Origin of the sequence: Polaromonas sp. (assembly GCF_029945925.1) — a bacterium.
Taxonomy (GTDB): domain Bacteria; phylum Pseudomonadota; class Gammaproteobacteria; order Burkholderiales; family Burkholderiaceae_C; genus Polaromonas.
The window spans coordinates 13840-34337 of sequence record NZ_JAQSDN010000008.1 but is presented as its reverse complement, the minus strand read 5'-3'; the positions used below and the strand labels follow the sequence as shown (position 1 = coordinate 34337).

Genomic DNA, 20498 nt, shown 5'->3' with positions numbered 1-20498 from the left:
TTCATGCATCAAAATGGCCTCCAGCCCTTGTACCTCCTGCGCCGGCAGCTATTCTTTTCGTAGCAAAGAAGCTTCGGTGGCTGGCCGGCCGCCACCTGCGTGGCGTTCACACGGGATAATCCGGGCCATGAATCCACTGTTGAAACGCCTGCAGCCCTACCCCTTCGAGCGGCTGCGCCAGCTCCACGCCGACGTCACGCCGAACCCGGCCTACCGCCCCATCAGCCTGGGCATTGGCGAGCCCCGGCATGCGACGCCGGAACTGATCAAGACCGCCCTGAGCGCCAGCCTGGCCGGACTCGCCAGCTACCCGGCCACCGCTGGCGAGCCGAAACTGCGGCAGGCCATGGCCGACTGGCTTCAGCGCCGTTACGGCCTGGCGCTGGACCCGGCGACGCAGATCCTGCCGGTCAACGGCTCGCGCGAGGCGCTGTTTGCGCTGGCGCAGACTGTCATCGACCCCACGCTGCCCGGCGCGACGGTGGTCAGCCCGAACCCGTTCTATCAAATCTACGAAGGCGCGGCGCTGCTGGCCGGTGCGGACACCTGGTTTGCACCCAGCGACCCGGCGCGCAACTTCGCGGTGGACTGGGCCGCCGTGCCGCAGGAGGTCTGGGCAAAAACGCAGTTGCTGTTTGTCTGCTCGCCCGGCAACCCGACCGGCGCGGTCATGGGTCTGGACGAGTGGAAGCTGCTGTTTGAACTGAGCGACCGGTACGGCTTTGTCATTGCCTCGGACGAGTGTTACAGCGAGATCTATTTCCGCGACGAGCCGCCGCTGGGCTCGCTGCAGGCCGCGGCGCAGTTGGGCCGGCACGACTTCAAAAACATCATCGCGCTGACCAGCCTGTCCAAACGCAGCAATGTGCCGGGCCTGCGCAGCGGCTTTGTCGCCGGTGACGCGGCGCTGATCAAGCCCTTTTTGCTTTACCGCACCTACCACGGCAGCGCCATGAGCCCCATCGTGCAGGCGGCCAGCATCGCCGCCTGGAACGACGAGAAACATGTGGTCGAGAACCGCGCGCTGTACCGCGAAAAGTTTGCCCAGGTCACCCCCCTGCTCGCCAATGTCATGGACGTGGCCCTGCCTGACGCCGGGTTTTACCTGTGGGCGCAGATTCCGGCACGTTTTGACAACAACGACCCCGCGTTTTCGCGCGAACTGCTCGCTCTTTACAATGTGGTGGTGTTGCCCGGCAGTTACCTTGCCCGCGAAGCCCGGGGCCACAACCCCGGTACCGGGCGCATCCGCATGGCGCTGGTGGCTGAAACCGCTGAATGTGTGGAAGCTGCCGAAAGAATCGTTCAATTTATCCAATCCACCTGATCTGAAAAAAAATGAATCAAGACCAACTGCAAAGCATCATCAACGCCGCCTGGGAAGACCGCGCCAACCTGTCGCCGCAGGCTGCGTCCAAAGAGATCCAGGATGCGGTCGAGCACACGATTTCCGAACTCAACGCCGGCCGCCTGCGCGTCGCCACGCGCCAGGGTGTGGGCCAGTGGACCACGCACCAGTGGATCAAGAAGGCCGTGCTGCTGAGCTTTCGCCTGAAAGACAACGTGCTGATGCGCGCCGGTGACCTGGGCTTCTATGACAAGGTGCCGACCAAGTTCTCGCACCTGAGCGAACAGGAAATGAAGGAAAGCGGCGTGCGTGTGGTGCCGCCGGCCGTGGCCCGCCGCGGCAGTTACATCGCCAAGGGCGCGATCCTGATGCCTAGCTACGTGAACATCGGCGCTTACGTGGACGAAGGCACCATGGTGGACGCCTGGGCCACCGTCGGCAGCTGCGCGCAGGTCGGCAAAAACGTGCACCTGTCCGGCGGCGTCGGTCTGGGCGGCGTGCTCGAACCGCTGCAGGCCAACCCGACCATCATTGAAGACAACTGCTTCATCGGCGCGCGGTCCGAAGTGGTTGAAGGTGTCATCGTCGAGGAAAACTCCGTCATTTCCATGGGTGTCTACATCGGCCAGAGCACACCCATTTATGACCGCGAGGCGGATACCGTGACTTATGGCCGCATTCCGGCCGGTTCTGTCGTCGTGTCGGGCAACCTGCCCAAGGCCGGTGGCAAATATTCACTGTATTGCGCGGTGATCGTCAAAAAGGTGGACGCCAAAACCCGCGCGACCACCAGCCTGAACGACCTCCTTCGTGACTGATTGACTGATTGACTGATTGACTGATTGACTGATTGATTGATCGGAACCGACGATGAATGCGCAGACCATGAGCACGATGGAACGAATCCTGCGTTTGATGGCCGATAAAAAGGCTTCGGACGTCTATCTGTCGGCCCATTCGCCGGCCCTCATCAAGATCAACGGCGAGGCCATTCCGATCAACAGCCAGATCCTGCCGCCCGAAGCACCGCGCAACCTGCTGGCCGAGGTGCTGCCGCCCGAGCGTATCGAGGAGCTCGAAGAACTCGGCGAGCTCAACATGGGTTTTCCGCTGGCCGGCGTCGGCAATTTCCGCATCAGCGGTTTCAGGCAGCGCAGCACCTATGCGGCCGTGATCCGTTACGTGCCCGGTGAAATTCCGCCGCTCGAGAGCCTCAACGTACCGCCCATCCTGGCCGACCTGATCATGGAAAAACGCGGGCTGTTGCTGATGGTGGGCTCCACCGGCGCCGGCAAAAGCACCACCCTGGCGTCCATGATGGACCACCGCAACGCGACCATGCCCGGTCACATCCTGACCATCGAAGACCCGGTCGAGTTTTTGTTCACCAACAAGAAGTCGGTGGTCAACCAGCGCGAGGTCGGCAGCGACACGCAGTCGCTGCAGGTGGCGCTGAAAAACGCGCTGCGCCAGGCGCCCGACGTGATCCTGATCGGCGAGATCCGTGACCGCGAAACCATGTCGGCCGCGATTGCCTATGCGCAGTCCGGTCACCTCTGCCTGGCCACCATGCACGCCAACAACAGCTACCAGGCGCTCAACCGCATCCTGAGTTTTTACCCGGTCGAGGTGCGTACCACCATGCTCGGCGACCTCGGCGCGGCGATGAAGGCCATCGTTTCGCAGCGCCTGCTGCGCACGCAGGCCGGTAGCCGCACGCCGGCGGTGGAAGTCATGCTCAATACCAAGCTGATCTCCGAGCTGATCGAAAAAGGCGACTTCTCCGGCGTCAAGGAGGCGATGGAGAAGTCCCTGGCCGAGGGCTCGCAGACCTTCGAGCAGGACATTGCCAAGCTAATCGTCAACGGCACCGTCACGCGCAAGGAAGGCCTGTTGTATGCCGACTCGCCGACCAACCTGATGTGGCGCCTGGAAAACGACTTCGCCATGGCCGCCAAGGCGGCGGAAGAGCCGGAAGAAGAGGACGAGGAAGCGTCCTTCACCGAAATCACACTCGATGTCCGGCACGACACCAAGACCGGCAACACCGGTTATGGCAACCCGTAAAAGCAGCCCCGGCATCCTTCTTCTCCTTCTTCATGTCTTCCACACTCCGACTTGCTGAACAACTGATTTCCCGGCCCTCGGCGACGCCCGACGACGCGGGTTGCCAGGCCCTCCTGGCCGCGCGCCTGCAGGCGCTGGGTTTTGACTGTGAAACCATCGTCAGCGGGCCGGAACACTTCCGCGTCACCAACCTGTGGGCAAAATTCAAGGGTTTTAGCCCTGTAGCCCAGGCAGGACGGGCGCAGGCAGCTTCCAATTCGATAGCACCGAAAACCCTGGTCTTTGCCGGCCACACCGATGTGGTGCCGACCGGCCCGCTCGATCAGTGGACCAGCCCGCCCTTCACACCCAGCCACCGCGACGGCGTGTTGTACGGGCGCGGCGCCGCCGACATGAAAACCTCGATCGCGGCCATGGTGGTGGCGGTGGAGGAATTTCTCGCGGCCAACCCGCAACCGAATCTGTCCATCGCCTTTTTGATCACCAGCGACGAGGAAGGCCCGTCGGTGGACGGCACCGCCGTGGTCGTCCAGCAGTTGAAGGCCCGCGGCGAGGTGCTCGACTACTGCATCGTCGGCGAACCGACCTCGGTGGACCAGCTCGGCGACATGATCAAGAACGGCCGCCGCGGCACCTTGAGCGGCAAGCTCACCGTCAAGGGCGTGCAGGGCCACATCGCCTACCCGCATCTGGCCAAAAATCCGATTCACGACTTTGCCCCCGCGCTGGCCGAGCTGGTGGCGACCGAATGGGACAAGGGCAACACCTTTTTCCCGGCCACCAGCTGGCAGGTGTCGAATGTGCACGGCGGCACCGGTGCGTCCAACATCATCCCGGGCGAGCTGGTGGTGGATTTCAACTTCCGCTTTTCCACCGAATCGACGGACTACAGCCTGAAAACGCGGCTCGAGGCCGTCCTGCAAAAACACCAGCTCGACTACACGCTGGCCTGGACCCTGGGCGGCCAGCCCTTTCTGACCACGCCCGGCGAGCTGGTCCAAGCCGTCAGCGAGTCTATACGCGTTGAGACCGGTCTGCAGACCGAGCTGTCGACCACCGGCGGCACCAGCGACGGGCGTTTTATCGCCAGCATCTGTCCGCAGCTGATCGAGTTCGGCCCGATCAATGCGTCCATCCACAAGATCGATGAACACGTTCTGGTCAGCTCGCTGGACCCGCTCAAAAACATCTACAAAGGCGTGCTGGAGCGCCTGGCCGCGCTGTGAACCCCGCGCAGCCGACAACCGTCATCGCGCTGGTCGAACACTGGGCCGACCAGCTCGAGGCGGCCGGCCTCACGCTGGCCGACGGCTTTGGCCAGGGCACGCTGACGGCTTTTGACGAAGCCGCCTGGCTGGTGCTGTGGTCGCTGGGCCTGCCGCTGGACGAGCTGGACGAAGTGGAAAATACGCCTGTATCCCCCGCCGATACTGAAAAGGTTGCTCTCCTTCTGGAAGCACGCATCAACACCCGCAAACCCGCCGCCTACCTGACGCGGGAGGCCTGGCTGCAGGGCGTGCCGTTTTATGTCGATGAACGCGTGATCATTCCGCGCTCGCTGATTGCGGAGCTGCTGGTCGATGAAAGCATAGACCCCTGGCTCAGCGACTCCACGCACCGCGTGCTCGACCTGTGCACCGGCAACGGCAGCCTGGCCGTGCTGGCGGCCATGTGTTATCCCGACGTGCAGGTTGACGCTGCCGACATCAGCACCGACGCCCTGGCCGTGGCCAGCATCAACGTGGACGTCCATGAGTTGCAGTCGCGCATCACCCTCATCGAGTCTGACGGACTGGCCGCCTGCCCCGGTCCGTATGACCTGATTCTGTGCAACCCGCCCTATGTCAATGCTGCCACCATGGCCGCCTTGCCGGCCGAATTCAGGGCCGAGCCGGCCTTGGCGCTGGCCGGTGGCGAGGATGGCATGGACTTCATTCGAAGCCTTTTTCTAAACGCGGCCGGCCATATGAGCGAAAATGGTGTTTTGGTGCTGGAAATCGGCAACGAGCGCGAGCATTTTGAACGCGCCTTCCCGCACCTGGAACCGCTCTGGTTTGAAACCAGCGCCGGCCCCGACCAGGTTCTGCTCCTCACGCGCCAACAACTGGCTTGAGACTTGCGTCTCGGGTCAGCACTGGGGCGCAACGCGCCGACTGGCTATTTTTCTTGTGTCTGCTTGGTTTAAATGATTACCCTTAAAAACGTGGTGCTGCGTCGCGGCGCCAAAGTGATTCTCGACAGCGCGTCTGTCACCCTCAACCCCGGCGAAAAAGTCGGTCTGGTGGGGCGCAATGGCGCGGGCAAGTCCTCGCTGTTTGCCATGCTCAACGGCACGCTGCATGAAGACGGTGGCGAGTTCTACATCCCCGCCCAGTGGCGCATGGCGCAGGTCGCCCAGGACATGCCCGAAACCGAGCAAAGCGCCACCAGCTACGTGATTGAAGGCGACGTGGTGCTGCAGGCCGCGCAGGCCGAGGTTGATGCCGCCGAAGCCAGCGGTGACGGCGACCGCATGGCGCATGCCTACATGGAGCTCTACGACTCGGGCGCACACGACGCGCCGGCCCGTGCCCAGGCGCTGATCCTCGGCCTGGGTTTCAAGCTCAGCGAACTCGACAACCCGGTCAACAGCTTTTCCGGCGGCTGGCGCATGCGCCTGCAGCTGGCGCGCGCGCTGATGTGCCCGTCCGACCTGCTGCTGCTCGACGAACCGACCAACCACCTGGACCTGGACGCGCTGGTCTGGCTCGAGGCCTGGCTCAAGCGTTACCAGGGCACCATGCTGGTCATCAGCCATGACCGCGAGTTTCTCGATGCCGTGACCGATGTCACCGTGCACATCGAAAGCGCCAAGCTGACCCGTTACGGCGGCAACTACAGCAAATTTGAAGACCTGCGCGCCGAGCAGATGGCGCTGCAGCAGGGTGCTTTCAACAAGCAGCAGGACAAGATTGCCCACCTGCAGAAATTCATTGCACGTTTCAAGGCCAAGGCCAGCAAGGCCAAGCAGGCGCAAAGCCGGGTCAAGGCGCTGGACCGCATGGAGAAAATCGCGCCGTTGCTGGCAGAGGCCGACTTCACCTTCGAGTTCAAGGAACCGGCGAACCTGCCCAACCCCATGCTCTCGATGCAGCACGTCGACTTCGGCTATCCGCCGCCGGCCGATGCGCCCGAAGGCACACCGCCCACGGTCATCGTGCAGAACGTCAGCAAGTCGGTGCTGGCCGGCCAGCGCATCGGCATCCTGGGCGCCAACGGCCAGGGCAAGTCCACCGTGGTCAAGACCATCGCGCGTGCGCTGGCCCCCCTCAGTGGCGAGATGCTGGAGGGCAAGGGCCTGAACATCGGCTACTTTGCGCAGCAGGAACTCGACGTGCTGCGCCCGGCCGACAACCCGCTGGAACACATGATCCGGCTCGTCAAGGAAGTCACCGCCGCCGGCAAGATAGGCGGCCAGCAAACCCGCGAGCAGGACTTGCGCAGTTTCCTGGGCAACTTCAATTTCGGCGGCGACATGGTCAAGCAGGCCGTCGGCAGCATGAGCGGCGGCGAAAAAGCCCGCCTGGTGCTGTGCATGATCGTCTGGCAGCGCCCCAACCTGCTGCTGCTCGATGAGCCGACCAACCACCTGGACCTGGCCACCCGTGAAGCCTTGTCGATGGCACTCAACGAGTTTGAAGGCACGGTCATGCTGGTGAGCCACGATCGTGCCCTCTTGAGAGCCGTGTGCGACGAGTTCTGGATGGTCTCGCGCGGCGGCGTTGCGCCGTTCGACGGCGACCTCGACGACTACCAGCGCTATCTGCTCGACGAAGCCAAACGCCAGCGCGAAGAAGCCAAAAAGTCCACCAGCACCGCTGCACAGGCCGCAGCTGCTACTAAAACAGTAGCTGCCAGCGCAACAGTGACGGGGGCTGCAGCCACTTTTGATGCAAAAAAGCCGGCCGGCAAGAAGGACGATGCACAGCGTCGGCAACAGCAGTCGGACACGACCAAACCGTTGCGCAAGGAACTGGAAAAAATCGACGCCCGCATGCAGTCGCTGACCGCGGAACGCGACAGCCTGCAGGCCTCGCTGGCAACGACCACCGCGCCGGCGGAAATGGCGCAGTCCGGCAAGCGCCTGAAGGTGATCGACACCGAGCTGGGCACGCTGGAAGAGCGCTGGCTGGAACTCACCGAGCAGATCGAAACCTCGCTGGCCTGAGCCCGCCTGGAGCGGAGGTTAACCGGGCGTTAAGCGGACGGGGTTGGGCTTGCGGCGCTAACCCCGCCGGGCATTTCGCGCTAAAGTGCATTCATGCCTACCGCCCTCCAGATGGCTTCAGACGACGCGGCCCTTGCGGCCGCGGTGATTCGCAGCCGCAAGCTTCTCAACAAACGCGCCATGGTCGCCGCCGCGGCCAGCGCCGTGCCGGTGCCCGGCCTCGACTGGGCGGTCGATGCCGCCATGCTGTCCCGGCTGATTCCTGAAATCAACCGGGAGTTTGGCCTCACGCCGCAGCAGCTCGACCTGCTCGATCCGAAAAAACGCGACCAGGTCCAGAAAGCCGTCACCCTGGTTGGCTCGGTGCTGATCGGCAAGTTCATCAGCCGCGACCTGATCCTCAAGGCCACCACCAAAATCGGCATGCGGCTGACCACCAAACAACTCGCCAGGTACGTGCCCTTCGCCGGCCAGATCGTCGCCGCCACCGTCGGTTATGCGGCCATCCGTTATCTGGGCGAGGAACACATGAAAGACTGCATTCGCGTGGCGCAGCAGGCGCAATTGGAAGTGCCTCTGCTGGGCTACTCCGCCTGAATGTTCGCTGCCGGCCATGAAGCCGTCAGGATGGTGCCGGCGACTTGAAACGACGTACCGATCAAACACAAGGCAAAGAAAAAGCGCCTGACTTTGCAGTCAGGCGCTTTAAAATTTGGTGGGGCCTGCGGGGGTCGAACCCACGACAAACGGATTAAAAGTCCGCTGCTCTACCAACTGAGCTAAGGCCCCAAGGATTTCTCCCTGGTCTGTACTGCGTGATGCAGAACAGCCTCAAATTATAGCGTCATTTTTTGGCTCTTTAAAAAACTACTCAGCAATTTTATTGAGCACCCAACCCGCAGCGCAGAAACCGAAGGCCGATGTCACGCTGACCACCGATCCATAACCATGGCAATTGAGGCTGCCATCGCTCGCCGCGTCGTCCTGGATGTCACAGGCATCCAGTGCAGCGTCAGCCCCAGGGACCAGGGCCGCAGGCTGCATCACCGCCTCGCGGCTGAACACGCAGGCCACACCGAATTTTCCCTTGCGCGCTGCGCCCTGCTCCTTGCGCAGGCGGTAACGCAGCTGCGCGAGCAGCGGGTCGTGTGTGACCAGCGACAGGTCCTCGATGTCGACCTTGTGCGCGTGGCGCTTGCCGCCGGCTGCGCCGACGCTGATGAAGTTGATCTTGTGGCGCATCGCCCAGGCGGCCATGGCGGTTTTGGCCCGGACCTGGTCGCAGGCATCGATCACCGACACTTCGCTGTTGCCGTGCGCCTCCAGCCCGGCAATCGCCGGCCAGTTGGCGGCGTCGACAAACTCTTCAATGCAATGCACCGCACAACCCGGATGGATGTGCGTTATGCGTTCGCGCATCGCCTGGACCTTGGACTGCCCCAGTGTGGTGTCGAGCGCGTGGATCTGGCGGTTGATGTTGGACTCGGCGATGTGGTCCAGGTCAATCAGGATCAAGCTCGCCACGCCGCTGCGCGCCAGGGCTTCGGCGGCCCAGGAACCCACGCCGCCCAGGCCCACCACCACCACATGGGCCGCGCGAATTTTCTGGGCACCTGACACACCATACAGACGCGCCAGCCCGCCGAAGCGACGTTCCAGGTCGGCAGGCATTTCAACTTCATTCACGGATTGAGCCACTATTGATGTTTTCGTAAATTTCATGACACCACAACGTTAGGGCTGAGCCTGTCGAAGCCCTTCGACAAGCTCAGGGCGATCGGTAGCAAGTTGCCTGTCGTGATTCAGGGAAGGCTCATCAAGCGCTGCGCTCCAGCCGCCAGATCTGGTATTTCAGACCCGCCACGGCGCCGGCGATGATGGCGGCGACAGCGACGAAGCTGGTGGCGCTCAGCGTGGAGATGCCGGACAAGCCCTGCCCGATTGTGCAACCCATGGCGGTCACGCCGCCCACCCCCATCAGCACGGCCCCGACCAGGTGGTTGGCGGTGTCTTCGGTATTTCGAAAGCCTTCCCAGCGGAAGCTGCGTGACAGCAGGGAATACAGCGCCGAGCCAACGACCACGCCAAACACGGACACAACGCCCAGCGTCAACAATTTGGTCTTGTCACTGAAAAATATCAGCCAATCGATGGTGTAGGCCATCGGAGCCACAAAACTCAGGGCTTCCATGCGGCCGGAATTGGTCACCAGAAACGTCTCCTCCAGCGTTTCCGGATGCTCTGCGACATAACCCATGTGGCCGCTGAGCCACCACATGGCGGCAATCAGCAGGCCAATGCCGAGCCCGGCGAGCAGGTTGTCAAAGCGGAGAAACTCCGGGCCGGCCAGCGCCCAGACAATCAGGCCGCCGCCCAGCACCCCGGCCAGCACCAGTCCGGCCAGCACCGGTGACACACCGAGCAAACCGGCCGCCCAGTTGGACAAGGCGGCGTTGCCGGAAAAATCGATGGCCACACGGTCTACCGTGGCCACGCGCAGCACCGCCGTGATGCCCTTGAGTGTGGCAAATGCGGCCACCGCCATGACCACAAACACCACCAGTGATTTGAGGTTGCCGCCGCCAATGCGGACCAGTGTCTTGCTGCCGCAGCCCGAAGCCAGCACCATGCCAAAGCCGAACAGCAGGCCGCCAACCAGCGCGGACAGCCAGATGAAACGGTTCGAGGCATACACTGCTTTGGCCGGGTCGATCAGCCCGGCTGCGGCCAGGCCGTAAAAGCCGATCATGGCCACGCCGATGGCCATGCCCCACACGCGCATGCGTGTCCAGTCCCCCATGTTGACGATGTCGCTGACGGCGCCCATGGTGCAGAAGTGGGTGCGCTGGACAACAGCGCCGAAAAGCGTCGCCAGAATGAAAGCCGCCCAGAGAACCTGGGCGGTGAGTGTGTTGAGCTGGGAGATATCCATCGCCCGATTTTAGGGGCTGGGCACGAAGTGCGCTGCCCCGTCGCCCACGCGGGCCTACTTGAGCCTGGCCAGGCGTTCCTTGGCGACCGAAGCGGCTTCCGACTGCGGGTAGGCCTTGATCAGGTCTGCCAGCGTCTTTTGCGCCCCCTTGACGTCCTTGAGCTCGACCTGGCAGTTGGCCACGGCCAGCACGGCTTCCGGGGCACGCACATGCTCGGGGTCGGCGGCGACCAGCGCGCGGAAATTGACCAGGGCATCGCGGTAATTGCGCAGCGCGTACTGGGCGTTGCCGAGCCAGAACAGCGCCGGTGCCTTGTAGCCGCTTTGGGGATAACGCTTGAGAAAATTGGTGAAGGCGGCCTGGGCCGGCGCGAACTCACCCTTGCGCAACACCGCCAGCGCAGCCTCGAACTCCTGCTTTTCTGCCGGATCTGCCACGAACTCACGGCCGTCAACACTGACCTTGGACGGTTCGAACCGGCTGAGCCGGTCATTCACGCCCTGTGACAAGTCCTTTTGCATGCGCTGGACTTCGGCGAGTTCGCGGGCAAACTGCTCGTCCTGCCCGCGCATTCTGGCCAGTTCGCTACGCAACTGGTCGATCTGGCTGGACAGCTCGAGCAGGCTGCGGCGCAGCTGCGCGGTTTCATCGCCGGACTTGCGCAGCTCGGTCGTGGTGGCATCGAGCCGCTGGCGCAATTCAAGAATTGCCTTGCGGGCTTCATCATCCTCGAACAGGGCCGCATGGGCGTTAAAAGCCATGGCGCAGGCCAGCGCGCACGCCACGGCCCCCAGCGAGGTCCGGAAGTTCTTCAAGGTCATGGCTGCGGCTTAACGGTAGTTGAATTCAGCGCGGCGATTTTTGGAGTACGACTCTTCATCCGAGCCCGTCACGGCAGGTTTTTCCTCGCCGAAGCTGACCGCTTCGACCTGCGCGTCGGTGGCGCCCAGCAGGCCCAACGCGCGGCGCACGGCCTCGGCGCGCTTCTGACCCAATGCCAGGTTGTACTCGCGGCCGCCGCGCTCATCGGTGCTGCCTTCAATCACCAGCTTGCGTGCCTTGTTGGCGCTGAGGAAACGCGCATGGGCTTCCACCGTCGCCTGAAATTCCGGCTTGATGACAAAGCTGTCGTAGTCGAAGTAGATCACGCGGGCCGCACCGGGCGGGCCGGCGAGCGAAGGATCGGTGGCGCCGATCTGGACCGGCGCTACATCGCGGCCGGTCACGCCGGCTGCATCGCCGGTTCCCGGTGCCGTGGTGACCGGGGTCCGGTTTTCGACAGGCACTTCATTGAGTTTGACGCCCGAGCTGCAGCCAACCAGTGCGGCGCTCAGGGTGATGATGGAGGCGAGTGAGATCAGGATGCGCTTCATGAGTGGATACTTTCCGTAAAAATCAAAGGGGTTGGGATCAAGGTGGCTGGTTACCTCTGGAAAGGTCCCCAGTCAGGCTCACGTATGTCTCCGGCGGCACCGGTCAGGCGGGCTTTGATCTTGCCGTCCAGGGTGGTGGTCAGCAGGGCTTCCCTACCCTGTTGCTGCGTGGCATACACGATCAGCCGGCTGTTCGGCGCAAAACTCGGGCTTTCATCGGCGCTGGTGTCGGTGATCGAGATGGCGGTTCCCTTGCCAAGGTCCATCAGGTGCAGCTTGAAGGCGCCTCCTATGCGTGAAATATAGGCCAGCCAGCGACCATCCGGGCTCAAGGCCGGCGATATGTTGTAACTCCCGGTAAAGGTGACACGTTCGACATTGCCGCCGCCGGCACCCATGCGGTAGATCTGCGGCGAGCCGCCGCGGTCGCTCACGAAATAGACATATTTCCCGTCCGGTGAAAACGCCGGCTCGGTGTCGATGCTGGCCGATTGGGTCAAGCGGCGCGCCTCCCCGCCTGTTGCCGGGATGGCATACAGCTGCGAGCCGCCATCGCGGCTCAGCGTCGCGACCAGCTGGTTGCCGTTCGGCGCCCATGCCGGCGCGCTGTTGGAGCCGCGGAAGTTCGCCAGCAGGCGGCGTTTTCCCGAAGCCACGTCATGGGCATAAATCACCGGCTTGCGCGATTCAAACGACACATACGCCAGCTGCGCGCCGTTGGGCGACCACGCCGGGGAAATGATCGGCTCGGGGCTGGTCAGCGCCGACTGGGCGCCTTCGCCGTCGGAGTCGGCCACCCACAGGTTGTAGCGCGGGCCGACCTTGGTCACATAGGCGATGCGGGTGGAGAAAACACCTTTCTCGCCGGTCAGTTTTTCATAGACAAAGTCGGCGATGCGGTGGGCCGACAGGCGCAGGTCGCCCTGCGGTATCACGTAGCTTTGCCCGCCGAGGTCCTGCCCGCGCACCACGTCCCAAAGACGGCAGCGAACGTCGAAGCGGCCATCGGCCAGACGCGTCACGCTGCCGGTCAGCAGCGAATCGGCAGCGCGCTGGCGCCACACCGACAGGTCGGGCCGGGAATTTTCGTCCAGATTCTGGCCGGCGGTATCGACCGCGCGGAACTGGCCGCTTCGCTCCAGGTCGGCCTGCACAATGGCGGCGATTTTCTGCGGCGACTGCGCATCGCCGCGAAAGCCGGCAATGGCAATCGGCAACTGGGTCAGGCCGACGCCCGACACCTCGACCCGGAACTGGGCCCAGGCGGGTTGTACCGCCAGGGCGCCCAGACTGCCGGTCAGGCCTGCGATGAAACTGCGACGGCCTGCAGAAAGGCCTCGGATCGAAGAAGGGTCAGGTTTTTTGAGGTGCATTTTTCTGGTTCAAACAATACAGGGTGAAGTACTTGCCGAAGGCGGCTTGGGCCTGCATGGCACACACGGCAAAACCCATGCTGCCATCGAGGATGCCGAGGCGAAAGAAATAGCTTTTGACGAAAGCGACCACGCCCGATATTACCGCCCTCGGCATGGAGCTGGACCTGCCGCGCGCATGCGCCTGCGTGGCCCAGGCCAGACTGTATTGCTCCAGCTTGCGCCAGTAGTGGGCGGGCGACGGGTAGCTGTAGTGCAACAGCTTGGCGTTCAGCCGTGAAACAGCGCCGGAGCTCAGGATCACGCGCTCATGCACCAGATCGTCGCTGAACCGGGCCTGTCCGCGCCGGAAAAGGCGCAGCACCGGGTCCGGTGTCCAGCCGCAGTGGTGAATCCACTGGCCGCAGAACTGGGTGAGGCGGGGAATTTCAAAGGCATCCGCCGCGCCATGGAGGACCGCCTGCTGGATCTCGGCGGCCAGCTCGGGCGTCACCCGCTCATCCGCATCGAGGGACAGCACCCATTCCTGGGTGGCCAGGCCCAGGGCGAGGTTTTTTTGCGGTCCAAAGCCGGGCCAGGGGGCGGTTTCAGTCACTTCCGCCCCGAAGGCTCTGGCAATGGCGCGCGTGTTGTCGGTGCTGGCGTTGTCAACCACGACCCACTGGTCGGCGAACCGCACAGACTCCAGGCATGCCTGCAAATTGGCCTCTTCGTTTTTCGTGATGATGATGACGGACAGGGTCATGGGCGCTCGGGTGTTGGTGAATTTCGCAAACCAGCCGCCCTCATTTAACGCTCCGCAAACAAGCCGTTGATTGTGGGCGCTGCTGGCAGGCGTGTTTGTAGGAATTGGCCACCAATTGTTCCACGATAATGCAGGCTTGCCCACTTCACGGTCCTGATACGGCGCCCATGCCAACTATCGCTGCCCTTCCCCGCACCGTCACTGCTGACCCGCTCCCGGCTCCCGGTGGGGTGGCTGCGACTGCCAGCCAGATGCAAATGGGCTTGGCCGTGGTTGCCCCGGTCAGTATCCACGACGAGGTTCCGGTTTGACGACCGGCCCCGAGCAGACCACCGCCGCTGCCGCCACGGGGGCGGTGTCACCGGCGCCCATCGGCCAGCGTCTGCGCCGCATCTGGCCTTATTTCAGCCAGTCACCGAGCGCCTGGGCCATCGCCGTTGGCGCCACTGTGGTGGCTTCCGCCACCGAACCGCTGGTGCCGGCCCTGCTGCAGCCCCTGCTGGACAAGGGTTTTCGCAAGGGGGGCATCGATATCTGGATGGTTCCCGTGTCGCTGATGCTGCTGTTCGGCGTGCGCGGCTTCGCCGGTTTTCTCGCGCAGATTGCGCTGGCCAAGGTCACCAACATCGGCTTGCTGGAATTGCGCAAGGCCATGTTCCGCAAGCTGATGACGGCCCGCCTGGACCTTTTTTCGAACCAGTCAGCCAGCGCCCTGGCCAACACCGTGGTCTACGAGGTGCAAAACGGCTCGTCCATGCTGGTCAACTCGTTGATGGGCCTGGCCCGGGACACCCTGACGCTGCTGGCGCTGTCCAGTTACCTGCTGTACCTGAACTGGCGGCTGACCCTGATTGTCACGCTGCTGATTCCGGCCATTGCCTGGGTCATGCGTGTGCTCTCCAGCCGCCTGTACCGCCTGACCAAGGCCAGCCAGGCGGCCACCGACTCGCTGGCTTACGTGGTGGAAGAAAACGTGCTGGCGCACCGCGATGTCCGGCTGCATGCGGCGCAGGAGAGCCAGGCCACGCGTTTTGCGCAGCTCAGCGATGCCTTGCGGCGCCTCTCCATGAAATCCGTGGTGGCCTCCGCCGCCATGACCCCGGCCACGCAGATGCTGGCGGCGGCCGCCCTGTCGGCCGTCATTTCGGTCGCCCTGCTGCAAAGCTCCACCGACACCACGTCCGTCGGCTCGTTTGTGGCTTTTGTGACCGCCATGCTGATGCTGGTTGCACCGATCAAGCACCTGTCGGAGGTCGCCAGCCCGATCACACGCGGCCTGGCGGCGCTGGAACGCGGGCTGGACCTGATGGAGAAAACGCCCGACGAACCGGGCGGCGATTTTTCGAAACCGCGGGCGGAAGGAAAAATCAGTTTCATCAATGCGCGTGTGGCCTACAGCGACGATGGCGCGCCCGCGGTGGACGCACTGAACCTGACCATCACCCCCGGCGAAACCGTGGCCCTGGTCGGTGCTTCAGGCGCGGGCAAAACCACGCTGGTCAATTTGCTGCCGCGTTTTGTCGAGCCCACATCCGGAAGCATCGAGCTCGACGGCCACGAACTGCGTGAATGGCAGATCGACTCATTGCGCGGCCAGTTCGCGCTGGTCAGCCAGCACGTGGTGATGCTCAACGACACCGTGGCCGCCAATGTGGCACTGGGCATGGCGGTGGACAGGGACAAGGTGCTGGCCTGCCTGAAGGCTGCCAACCTGGAGCGTTTTGTGGCCGAGCTGCCCCGGGGCATGGACACGCTGGTGGGCCACAACGCCACGCAGCTGTCGGGCGGCCAGCGCCAGCGCCTGGCGATCGCCCGCGCCCTGTACAAGGACGCGCCTGTGCTGATTCTGGACGAGGCCACCTCGGCGCTGGACACGGAATCCGAACGCGCGGTGCAGGAAGCGCTGCAGCGGCTGATGCGCAACCGCACCACGCTGGTCATTGCACACCGCCTCTCCACGGTCCAGCACGCCAGCCGCATCGTCGTGATGGATGCCGGCCGCATCATCGAAACCGGCACACACGCCGAACTGATTGAACGCGACGGCCCCTATTCCCGCCTCTACAAGCTCGGGCTGTACGACGCCGATCTATCGCAAAGTCCCCCCGTGGCGCAACTTTCATGACAATTTCCATCAGTGGTTTTACCTTCATCCGCAACGGCGTCGAGCTGGGCTTCCCGTTTGAAGCCTCGATCCGCTCCCTGCTGCCGCTGGTCGACGAATTTGTCGTGGCGGTGGGCCGCGGCAGCGACGAGACGCTGGCCCGCGTGCTGGCCATCGGCGACCCGAAAATCCGCGTGATCGAAACCCTCTGGAACGAACGCATGGCCGACCGCGGCTTTGTCTACGCGCAGCAGAAAATGATTGCCCAGTATTCCTGCACCGGCGACTGGGCCTTCTACCTCGAGGGTGACGAGGTGGTCCACGAGGAAGACCTGGCCGCGATCCGCGCCAGCGTCGAGAAGCACCATGGCAACCCGGCGGTGGAAGCGCTGGTCTTTGATTACCACCATTTTTACGGCTCGGCGCAGTGGGTCTCGGTCAGCCCGGGCTGGTACCGCCGCGAGTGCCGGCTGATCAGGAACACCATCCGTTCCTACGCGCCCGACGGCCAGTACTGGCTGGTGACCACCGAGCACAAGCGCCCGCGCAATCCGCAGGCGGCACTGGCCAACGCCCACATCTACCACTATGGCTGGATTCGCCGCAACGAAGACATGCAGAAAAAGCTCGATCAGGTCAGCAAGTACTGGGCAGACTCAACGACCATGCAGATCAAGTACAGCCAGTTCGATGCGCGCGCCCTGGAGGCTTTCAAGGGAACCCACCCGAAATCCGTGCAGGCGTGGCTGCTCACGGGTGCCGAGCAGGACCTGCAGATCGACCCGGCTTACCAGCCTACCCGGAAGGAAAACAAATACCACCTGATGCGCAGAATCGAGCTGCTCACCGGGCAGGACTTCAGCCGCAAACACTTCAAGCTGGTGGCCTGAAGGCCCGAAGGCCTGAACGCAGCTTGTCAGCGCTGCTCCGCGGCCAGCGTTGCGAGATACACCACTTCCTGCTGGCGCGCAATGGCCGGCCACTGGTAGCGGCTCGCAAACGCCCTCGCCTGGTTACCCAACTGCTGCCGCAAGGCCTCATCGCCGAGTACCTGCTTGAGGGTGCCGGCCAGCTTCGCGGCATCCTGCGGATCGTCCAGGAGCAGCGCATCGGCACCATGGCTGAGCAGGCTGGAAATACCGCAGTACGCCGCACTGCTGACCACCACCGGCAGGCCGTGCGCCATGGCCTCCAGGACCACCATGGCAAACGTGTCCTCCAGCGTCGGGTGCACCAGGCAGTCCGCCGCGCGGTACGCAGGCGCCACGTCCTGCAGCGAGCCGAGAAAAAACACGCGCCCGGCCACACCTTCCGCTTGCGCCTGACGTTCAAAGACCGGGATTTGCCCCGGGTTGCCTACCACCGCCAGCACCACGTCCGCCGGCAGGTCGCGCAGCACCCGCAGCAGCGTCCCCAGGCCTTTTTTTCGGTAGTCATTTCCGACAAGCAGCAGGCAACGTCCCCTGGGCGGCAGGCCCAGCTGCACGCGGGCCGCACTTTGTTCCTGCGCGCCGGTGGGGGCCGCGGGCAACACCACCCCCGGCGTGATGACGGTGGTGACCGCCGCCGTGCCCGGGTAGGTCGCAGCCAGGGTGTCCCCCAGGCTGGCCGACGTCACCACCACACAGCGCCCGCCCCGGGCCGCGACACGCAGGCGCTCCAGCCCCAGGTAGGTCAGCAGGCGCGGGCTGCTCCAGACCTTGGCCCAGGCCAGCACGCGCCGCCAGCCGGTCCGGCCATGAAACAGGTTGTATTTCACCGGCAACACGTGCACGGTCTGCACCTGGCCCTGCCAGGTGTTTTCATGGGAATGGACTACATCAAAACCCCGGCGTGTGGCCCACCAGGTGGCGGTGGCGTACCAGAGTTGGTTCAGCCAGCGCGGTTTGCGCAGGGGCATGGAAACGAGGTGGTAAGTCACGCCCGGCGCGTGGTGCCTGATCTGCTGCGCAAACACATGTATCTCGTGACGCTGTGCAAGCTGTTCCACCAGTGCGATCGAATAACGCTCTGCCCCACCCCCGGCCGGGTCAAAAACGCGGTTCAGCACCGCAATACGCAGCCTGCGCGGGGCCTCAAGCGGGACGGGCGAGTCGCTCACGTGCGGTCCCGGTCTTCGTAGGCCGTCGCAACCTTGAGCCAGAACACCGGCAGGCTGGTGGAACGCACGACGGGCACCCGCGGCAACTCCATCAGGTCGTTCCGGGCGGAGCTGCGGCCGCGCTGCGTCGTGGTGACGGTCTGGAACCCGGCCTGGCGAGCCATGGCCACGTGTTGCGGCGCGTATTCACCGAAGGGATAACAAAAATGCCGCACGGGGGTGGCCAGCAGTCCTTCGAGTGCCGCCCTGTCCCCGGTCATGTCAAGAAGCGCGGTGGGGTCGTCGCTTTGCAGCAGACGCGCGTGGTTTTGCGTGTGTGATCCGACCTCCTGGCCACCGGCCACCCACAGGCGCAACTCGTCCGCTGTCATCAGCGGCACCTGCGCCATGCCGATGCCCTGGTCCCATTCGTTGGTCTTGCCCAGCAGCCCGCTGACGGCATAACAGGTCGAGGAAAACCCCTGGCGCTGCAGCACCGGCAGTGCATGGGTCAGGTTGTTGCGGTAACCATCGTCAAAGGTGATGCCCACCACCTTGCCGGTTTTTTCACCGCGCAGATAGGGCAACAGCGCGCTCATCGACAGCCCATGGTAGCCGAGCAGCTTCAGCATGGCCATCTGGCGCGAAAAGGAGGCCGGCGAGACGTAGAGGCTGCGGAAAGGCGCACCTTTGGGCGGCGCTTCGCTGATCTGGTGGTAGACCAGAATCGGTATCGGTCGCTGGGGGCTGGCGGGCGTGGCTGGCATGCAGGACGGGGGCAGTGCTTCAGAGCAGGACGATATCGTACTGTTCCTGCGCCATGGCGGCTTCGGACTGCAGCGAAATCGGCTTGCCGATGAAGTCGCTCAGGCCGGCCAGGTGCTGGCTTTCCTCGTCGAGAAACAGCTCGATCACCTTGGGCGAGGCAATCACCCGGAACTCCCGGGGATTGAACTGGCGGGCCTCGCGCAGGATTTCCCGCAGGATGTCGTAGCCGACGCTGCGCGCCGTCTTGACCACGCCCTTGCCCTGGCAGGCGTTGCACGGTTCGCACAGCTGGTGCGCCAGCGACTCGCGTGTGCGCTTGCGCGTCATCTCGAGCAGGCCCAGCGCCGAAAAGCCGTTGACGCTGGTCTTGATGCGGTCGCGCGCGAGCTGCTTCTGGAACTCCGCCAGCACCGCGTCGCGGTGGCTGTCCCGCAGCATGTCGATGAAATCGACAATCACAATGCCGCCCAGGTTGCGCAGGCGCAGTTGCCGCGCAATCGCCTGCGAGGCTTCCAGGTTGGTCTTGAAAATTGTGTCGTCGAAATTGCGCGCACCGACAAAACCACCGGTGTTGACGTCTACCGTGGTCAGCGCCTCGGTCTGGTCGATGATCAGGTAGCCTCCCGACTTCAGGTCCACCCGCCGGCCCAGCGCCTTGGCAATTTCCTCGTCGATGTTGAAGAGGTCAAAAATCGGGCGCTCGCCGCTGTGCAACTGCAACCGCTGCAGGGTCGCCGGCATGAACTCCGTGGCGAACAGCTTGAGCTTGTCGAACTGCTCGCGTGAGTCGATGCGTATGCTCTGGGTGGTTTCCACCACCATGTCGCGCAGCACGCGCTGCAGCAGGTTCAGGTCCTGGTGCAGCACCGAGGTTGGCGGCAAGCGCAGCGCGGCGTCCTTGATGCGGGCCCAGGTCTTGCGCAGGTAGGCGATGTCCTCGCCGAGTTCCGCGTCGGTGGCATCCTCGCCATTGGTGCGCAGGATGAAGCCGCCGCCCATGTCGCCGGTCAGGGCCTGCAGGCGCTGGCGCAAGTCCTCGCGTTGTGCGGCAGGGATCTTCTGCGACACGCCGATGTGATTGTCCTGCGGCAAAAACACCAGCAGCCGGCCGGCGATGCTGACCTGCGCGGTCAGCCTCGCGCCCTTGGTGCCAATCGGTTCCTTGAGCACCTGCACCATCAGCGACTGGCCTACAAACAGCTGTTTTTCAATCGGCTGCAGTACTGCCGCAGGCGTCGCCGCGCTGTCGGCATCGGCATGCCGGCTGTTGATGCTGCTCATCAAATCCGCCACATGCAAAAACGCGGCCCGTTCCAGGCCGATGTCGATGAAAGCCGACTGCATGCCCGGCAGCACCCGGACGACCTTGCCGAGGTAGACATTGCCGACCAGGCCGCGCTCCAGCGTGCGCTCGACATGCAGCTCCTGCACCGCCCCGTACTCGACCATGGCCACACGGGTTTCCTGGGGCGACCAGTTGATCAGGATGTCTTGTTGCAT

The 20498-nt window shown here is 63.7% G+C and carries 18 protein-coding genes and 1 tRNA gene; 9 read left to right on the top strand and 10 right to left on the bottom strand.

Going from position 1 to position 20498, the window contains the following annotated elements:
- The first annotated feature begins 127 nt into the window (after positions 1–127).
- From dapC to PSV40_RS02430, 7 genes are all read left to right on the top strand, one after another.
- On the top strand, positions 128–1327 hold the full coding sequence (gene dapC / locus PSV40_RS02460) for a succinyldiaminopimelate transaminase (protein WP_300533711.1): 1200 nt from the start codon (positions 128–130) through the stop codon (positions 1325–1327).
- Positions 1328–1338: 11 nt separating this feature from the next.
- Positions 1339–2166, top strand: coding sequence for a 2,3,4,5-tetrahydropyridine-2,6-dicarboxylate N-succinyltransferase (gene dapD / locus PSV40_RS02455; protein WP_300533708.1), 828 nt, complete (start codon positions 1339–1341; stop codon positions 2164–2166).
- Between the two features lie 67 nt (positions 2167–2233).
- Positions 2234–3415 carry a PilT/PilU family type 4a pilus ATPase gene (locus PSV40_RS02450; RefSeq protein ID WP_300533795.1) on the top strand — a complete coding sequence of 394 codons (1182 nt, stop codon included), beginning with the start codon at positions 2234–2236 and terminating at the stop codon, positions 3413–3415.
- Positions 3416–3447: 32 nt separating this feature from the next.
- On the top strand, positions 3448–4641 hold the full coding sequence (gene dapE, locus PSV40_RS02445; RefSeq protein ID WP_300533706.1) for a succinyl-diaminopimelate desuccinylase: 1194 nt from the start codon (positions 3448–3450) through the stop codon (positions 4639–4641).
- Positions 4638–5528 carry a 50S ribosomal protein L3 N(5)-glutamine methyltransferase gene (gene prmB, locus PSV40_RS02440; protein WP_300533704.1) on the top strand — a complete coding sequence of 297 codons (891 nt, stop codon included), beginning with the start codon at positions 4638–4640 and terminating at the stop codon, positions 5526–5528. Before dapE ends, prmB begins: the two co-directional genes overlap by 4 nt.
- A gap of 72 nt (positions 5529–5600) precedes the next feature.
- A complete protein-coding gene (locus tag PSV40_RS02435) occupies positions 5601–7622 on the top strand; it encodes an ATP-binding cassette domain-containing protein (RefSeq protein WP_300533702.1) in 2022 nt (673 codons plus the stop codon).
- Positions 7623–7715: 93 nt separating this feature from the next.
- A complete protein-coding gene (locus PSV40_RS02430; RefSeq protein ID WP_300533699.1) occupies positions 7716–8219 on the top strand; it encodes a hypothetical protein in 504 nt (167 codons plus the stop codon).
- Between the two features lie 116 nt (positions 8220–8335).
- Here the strand turns inward: PSV40_RS02430 and PSV40_RS02425 are convergent.
- The 7 genes from PSV40_RS02425 to PSV40_RS02395 all read right to left on the bottom strand — a co-directional run bounded on the left by PSV40_RS02425 (position 8336) and on the right by PSV40_RS02395 (position 14046).
- Positions 8336–8411: transfer RNA gene (locus PSV40_RS02425), tRNA-Lys, on the bottom strand.
- Between the two features lie 78 nt (positions 8412–8489).
- Positions 8490–9293 carry a tRNA threonylcarbamoyladenosine dehydratase gene (locus PSV40_RS02420; protein WP_300533792.1) on the bottom strand — a complete coding sequence of 268 codons (804 nt, stop codon included), beginning with the start codon at positions 9291–9293 and terminating at the stop codon, positions 8490–8492.
- A gap of 145 nt (positions 9294–9438) precedes the next feature.
- On the bottom strand, positions 9439–10554 hold the full coding sequence (locus PSV40_RS02415; protein WP_300533697.1) for a YeeE/YedE family protein: 1116 nt from the start codon (positions 10552–10554) through the stop codon (positions 9439–9441).
- Positions 10555–10608: 54 nt separating this feature from the next.
- Entirely contained in the window at positions 10609–11316 is a 708-nt protein-coding gene (gene ybgF / locus PSV40_RS02410; protein ID WP_300533789.1) for a tol-pal system protein YbgF, read from the bottom strand.
- Between the two features lie 69 nt (positions 11317–11385).
- Positions 11386–11928, bottom strand: a complete 543-nt coding sequence (gene pal, locus PSV40_RS02405) for a peptidoglycan-associated lipoprotein Pal (RefSeq protein WP_300533695.1) — start codon at positions 11926–11928, stop codon at positions 11386–11388.
- Between the two features lie 50 nt (positions 11929–11978).
- Positions 11979–13301, bottom strand: coding sequence for a Tol-Pal system beta propeller repeat protein TolB (tolB, locus tag PSV40_RS02400; protein WP_300533693.1), 1323 nt, complete (start codon positions 13299–13301; stop codon positions 11979–11981).
- On the bottom strand, positions 13282–14046 hold the full coding sequence (locus PSV40_RS02395; RefSeq protein WP_300533691.1) for a glycosyltransferase family 2 protein: 765 nt from the start codon (positions 14044–14046) through the stop codon (positions 13282–13284). The genes tolB and PSV40_RS02395 overlap by 20 nt, the downstream gene beginning before the upstream one ends.
- 370 nt (positions 14047–14416) lie before the next feature.
- Here PSV40_RS02395 and msbA point away from each other — a divergent pair, with 370 nt between their 5' ends.
- Together msbA and PSV40_RS02385 are read left to right on the top strand one after the other, a co-directional pair.
- Positions 14417–16171, top strand: a complete 1755-nt coding sequence (gene msbA, locus PSV40_RS02390) for a lipid A export permease/ATP-binding protein MsbA (RefSeq protein WP_300533786.1) — start codon at positions 14417–14419, stop codon at positions 16169–16171.
- Positions 16168–17040, top strand: coding sequence for a glycosyltransferase (locus tag PSV40_RS02385; RefSeq protein WP_300533688.1), 873 nt, complete (start codon positions 16168–16170; stop codon positions 17038–17040). The genes msbA and PSV40_RS02385 overlap by 4 nt, the downstream gene beginning before the upstream one ends.
- 26 nt (positions 17041–17066) lie before the next feature.
- Here the strand turns inward: PSV40_RS02385 and PSV40_RS02380 are convergent, their stop codons facing one another.
- The 3 genes from PSV40_RS02380 to rng are packed head-to-tail and all read right to left on the bottom strand — an operon-like array spanning position 17067 to position 20498.
- Complete coding sequence (locus PSV40_RS02380) at positions 17067–18251, bottom strand: glycosyltransferase family 4 protein (RefSeq protein WP_300533684.1); 1185 nt, start codon at positions 18249–18251, stop codon at positions 17067–17069.
- Positions 18248–18997 carry a polysaccharide deacetylase family protein gene (locus tag PSV40_RS02375; RefSeq protein WP_300533682.1) on the bottom strand — a complete coding sequence of 250 codons (750 nt, stop codon included), beginning with the start codon at positions 18995–18997 and terminating at the stop codon, positions 18248–18250. Before PSV40_RS02375 ends, PSV40_RS02380 begins: the two co-directional genes overlap by 4 nt.
- A 19-nt stretch (positions 18998–19016) precedes the next feature.
- Positions 19017–20498, bottom strand: a complete 1482-nt coding sequence (gene rng, locus PSV40_RS02370; protein WP_300533680.1) for a ribonuclease G — start codon at positions 20496–20498, stop codon at positions 19017–19019.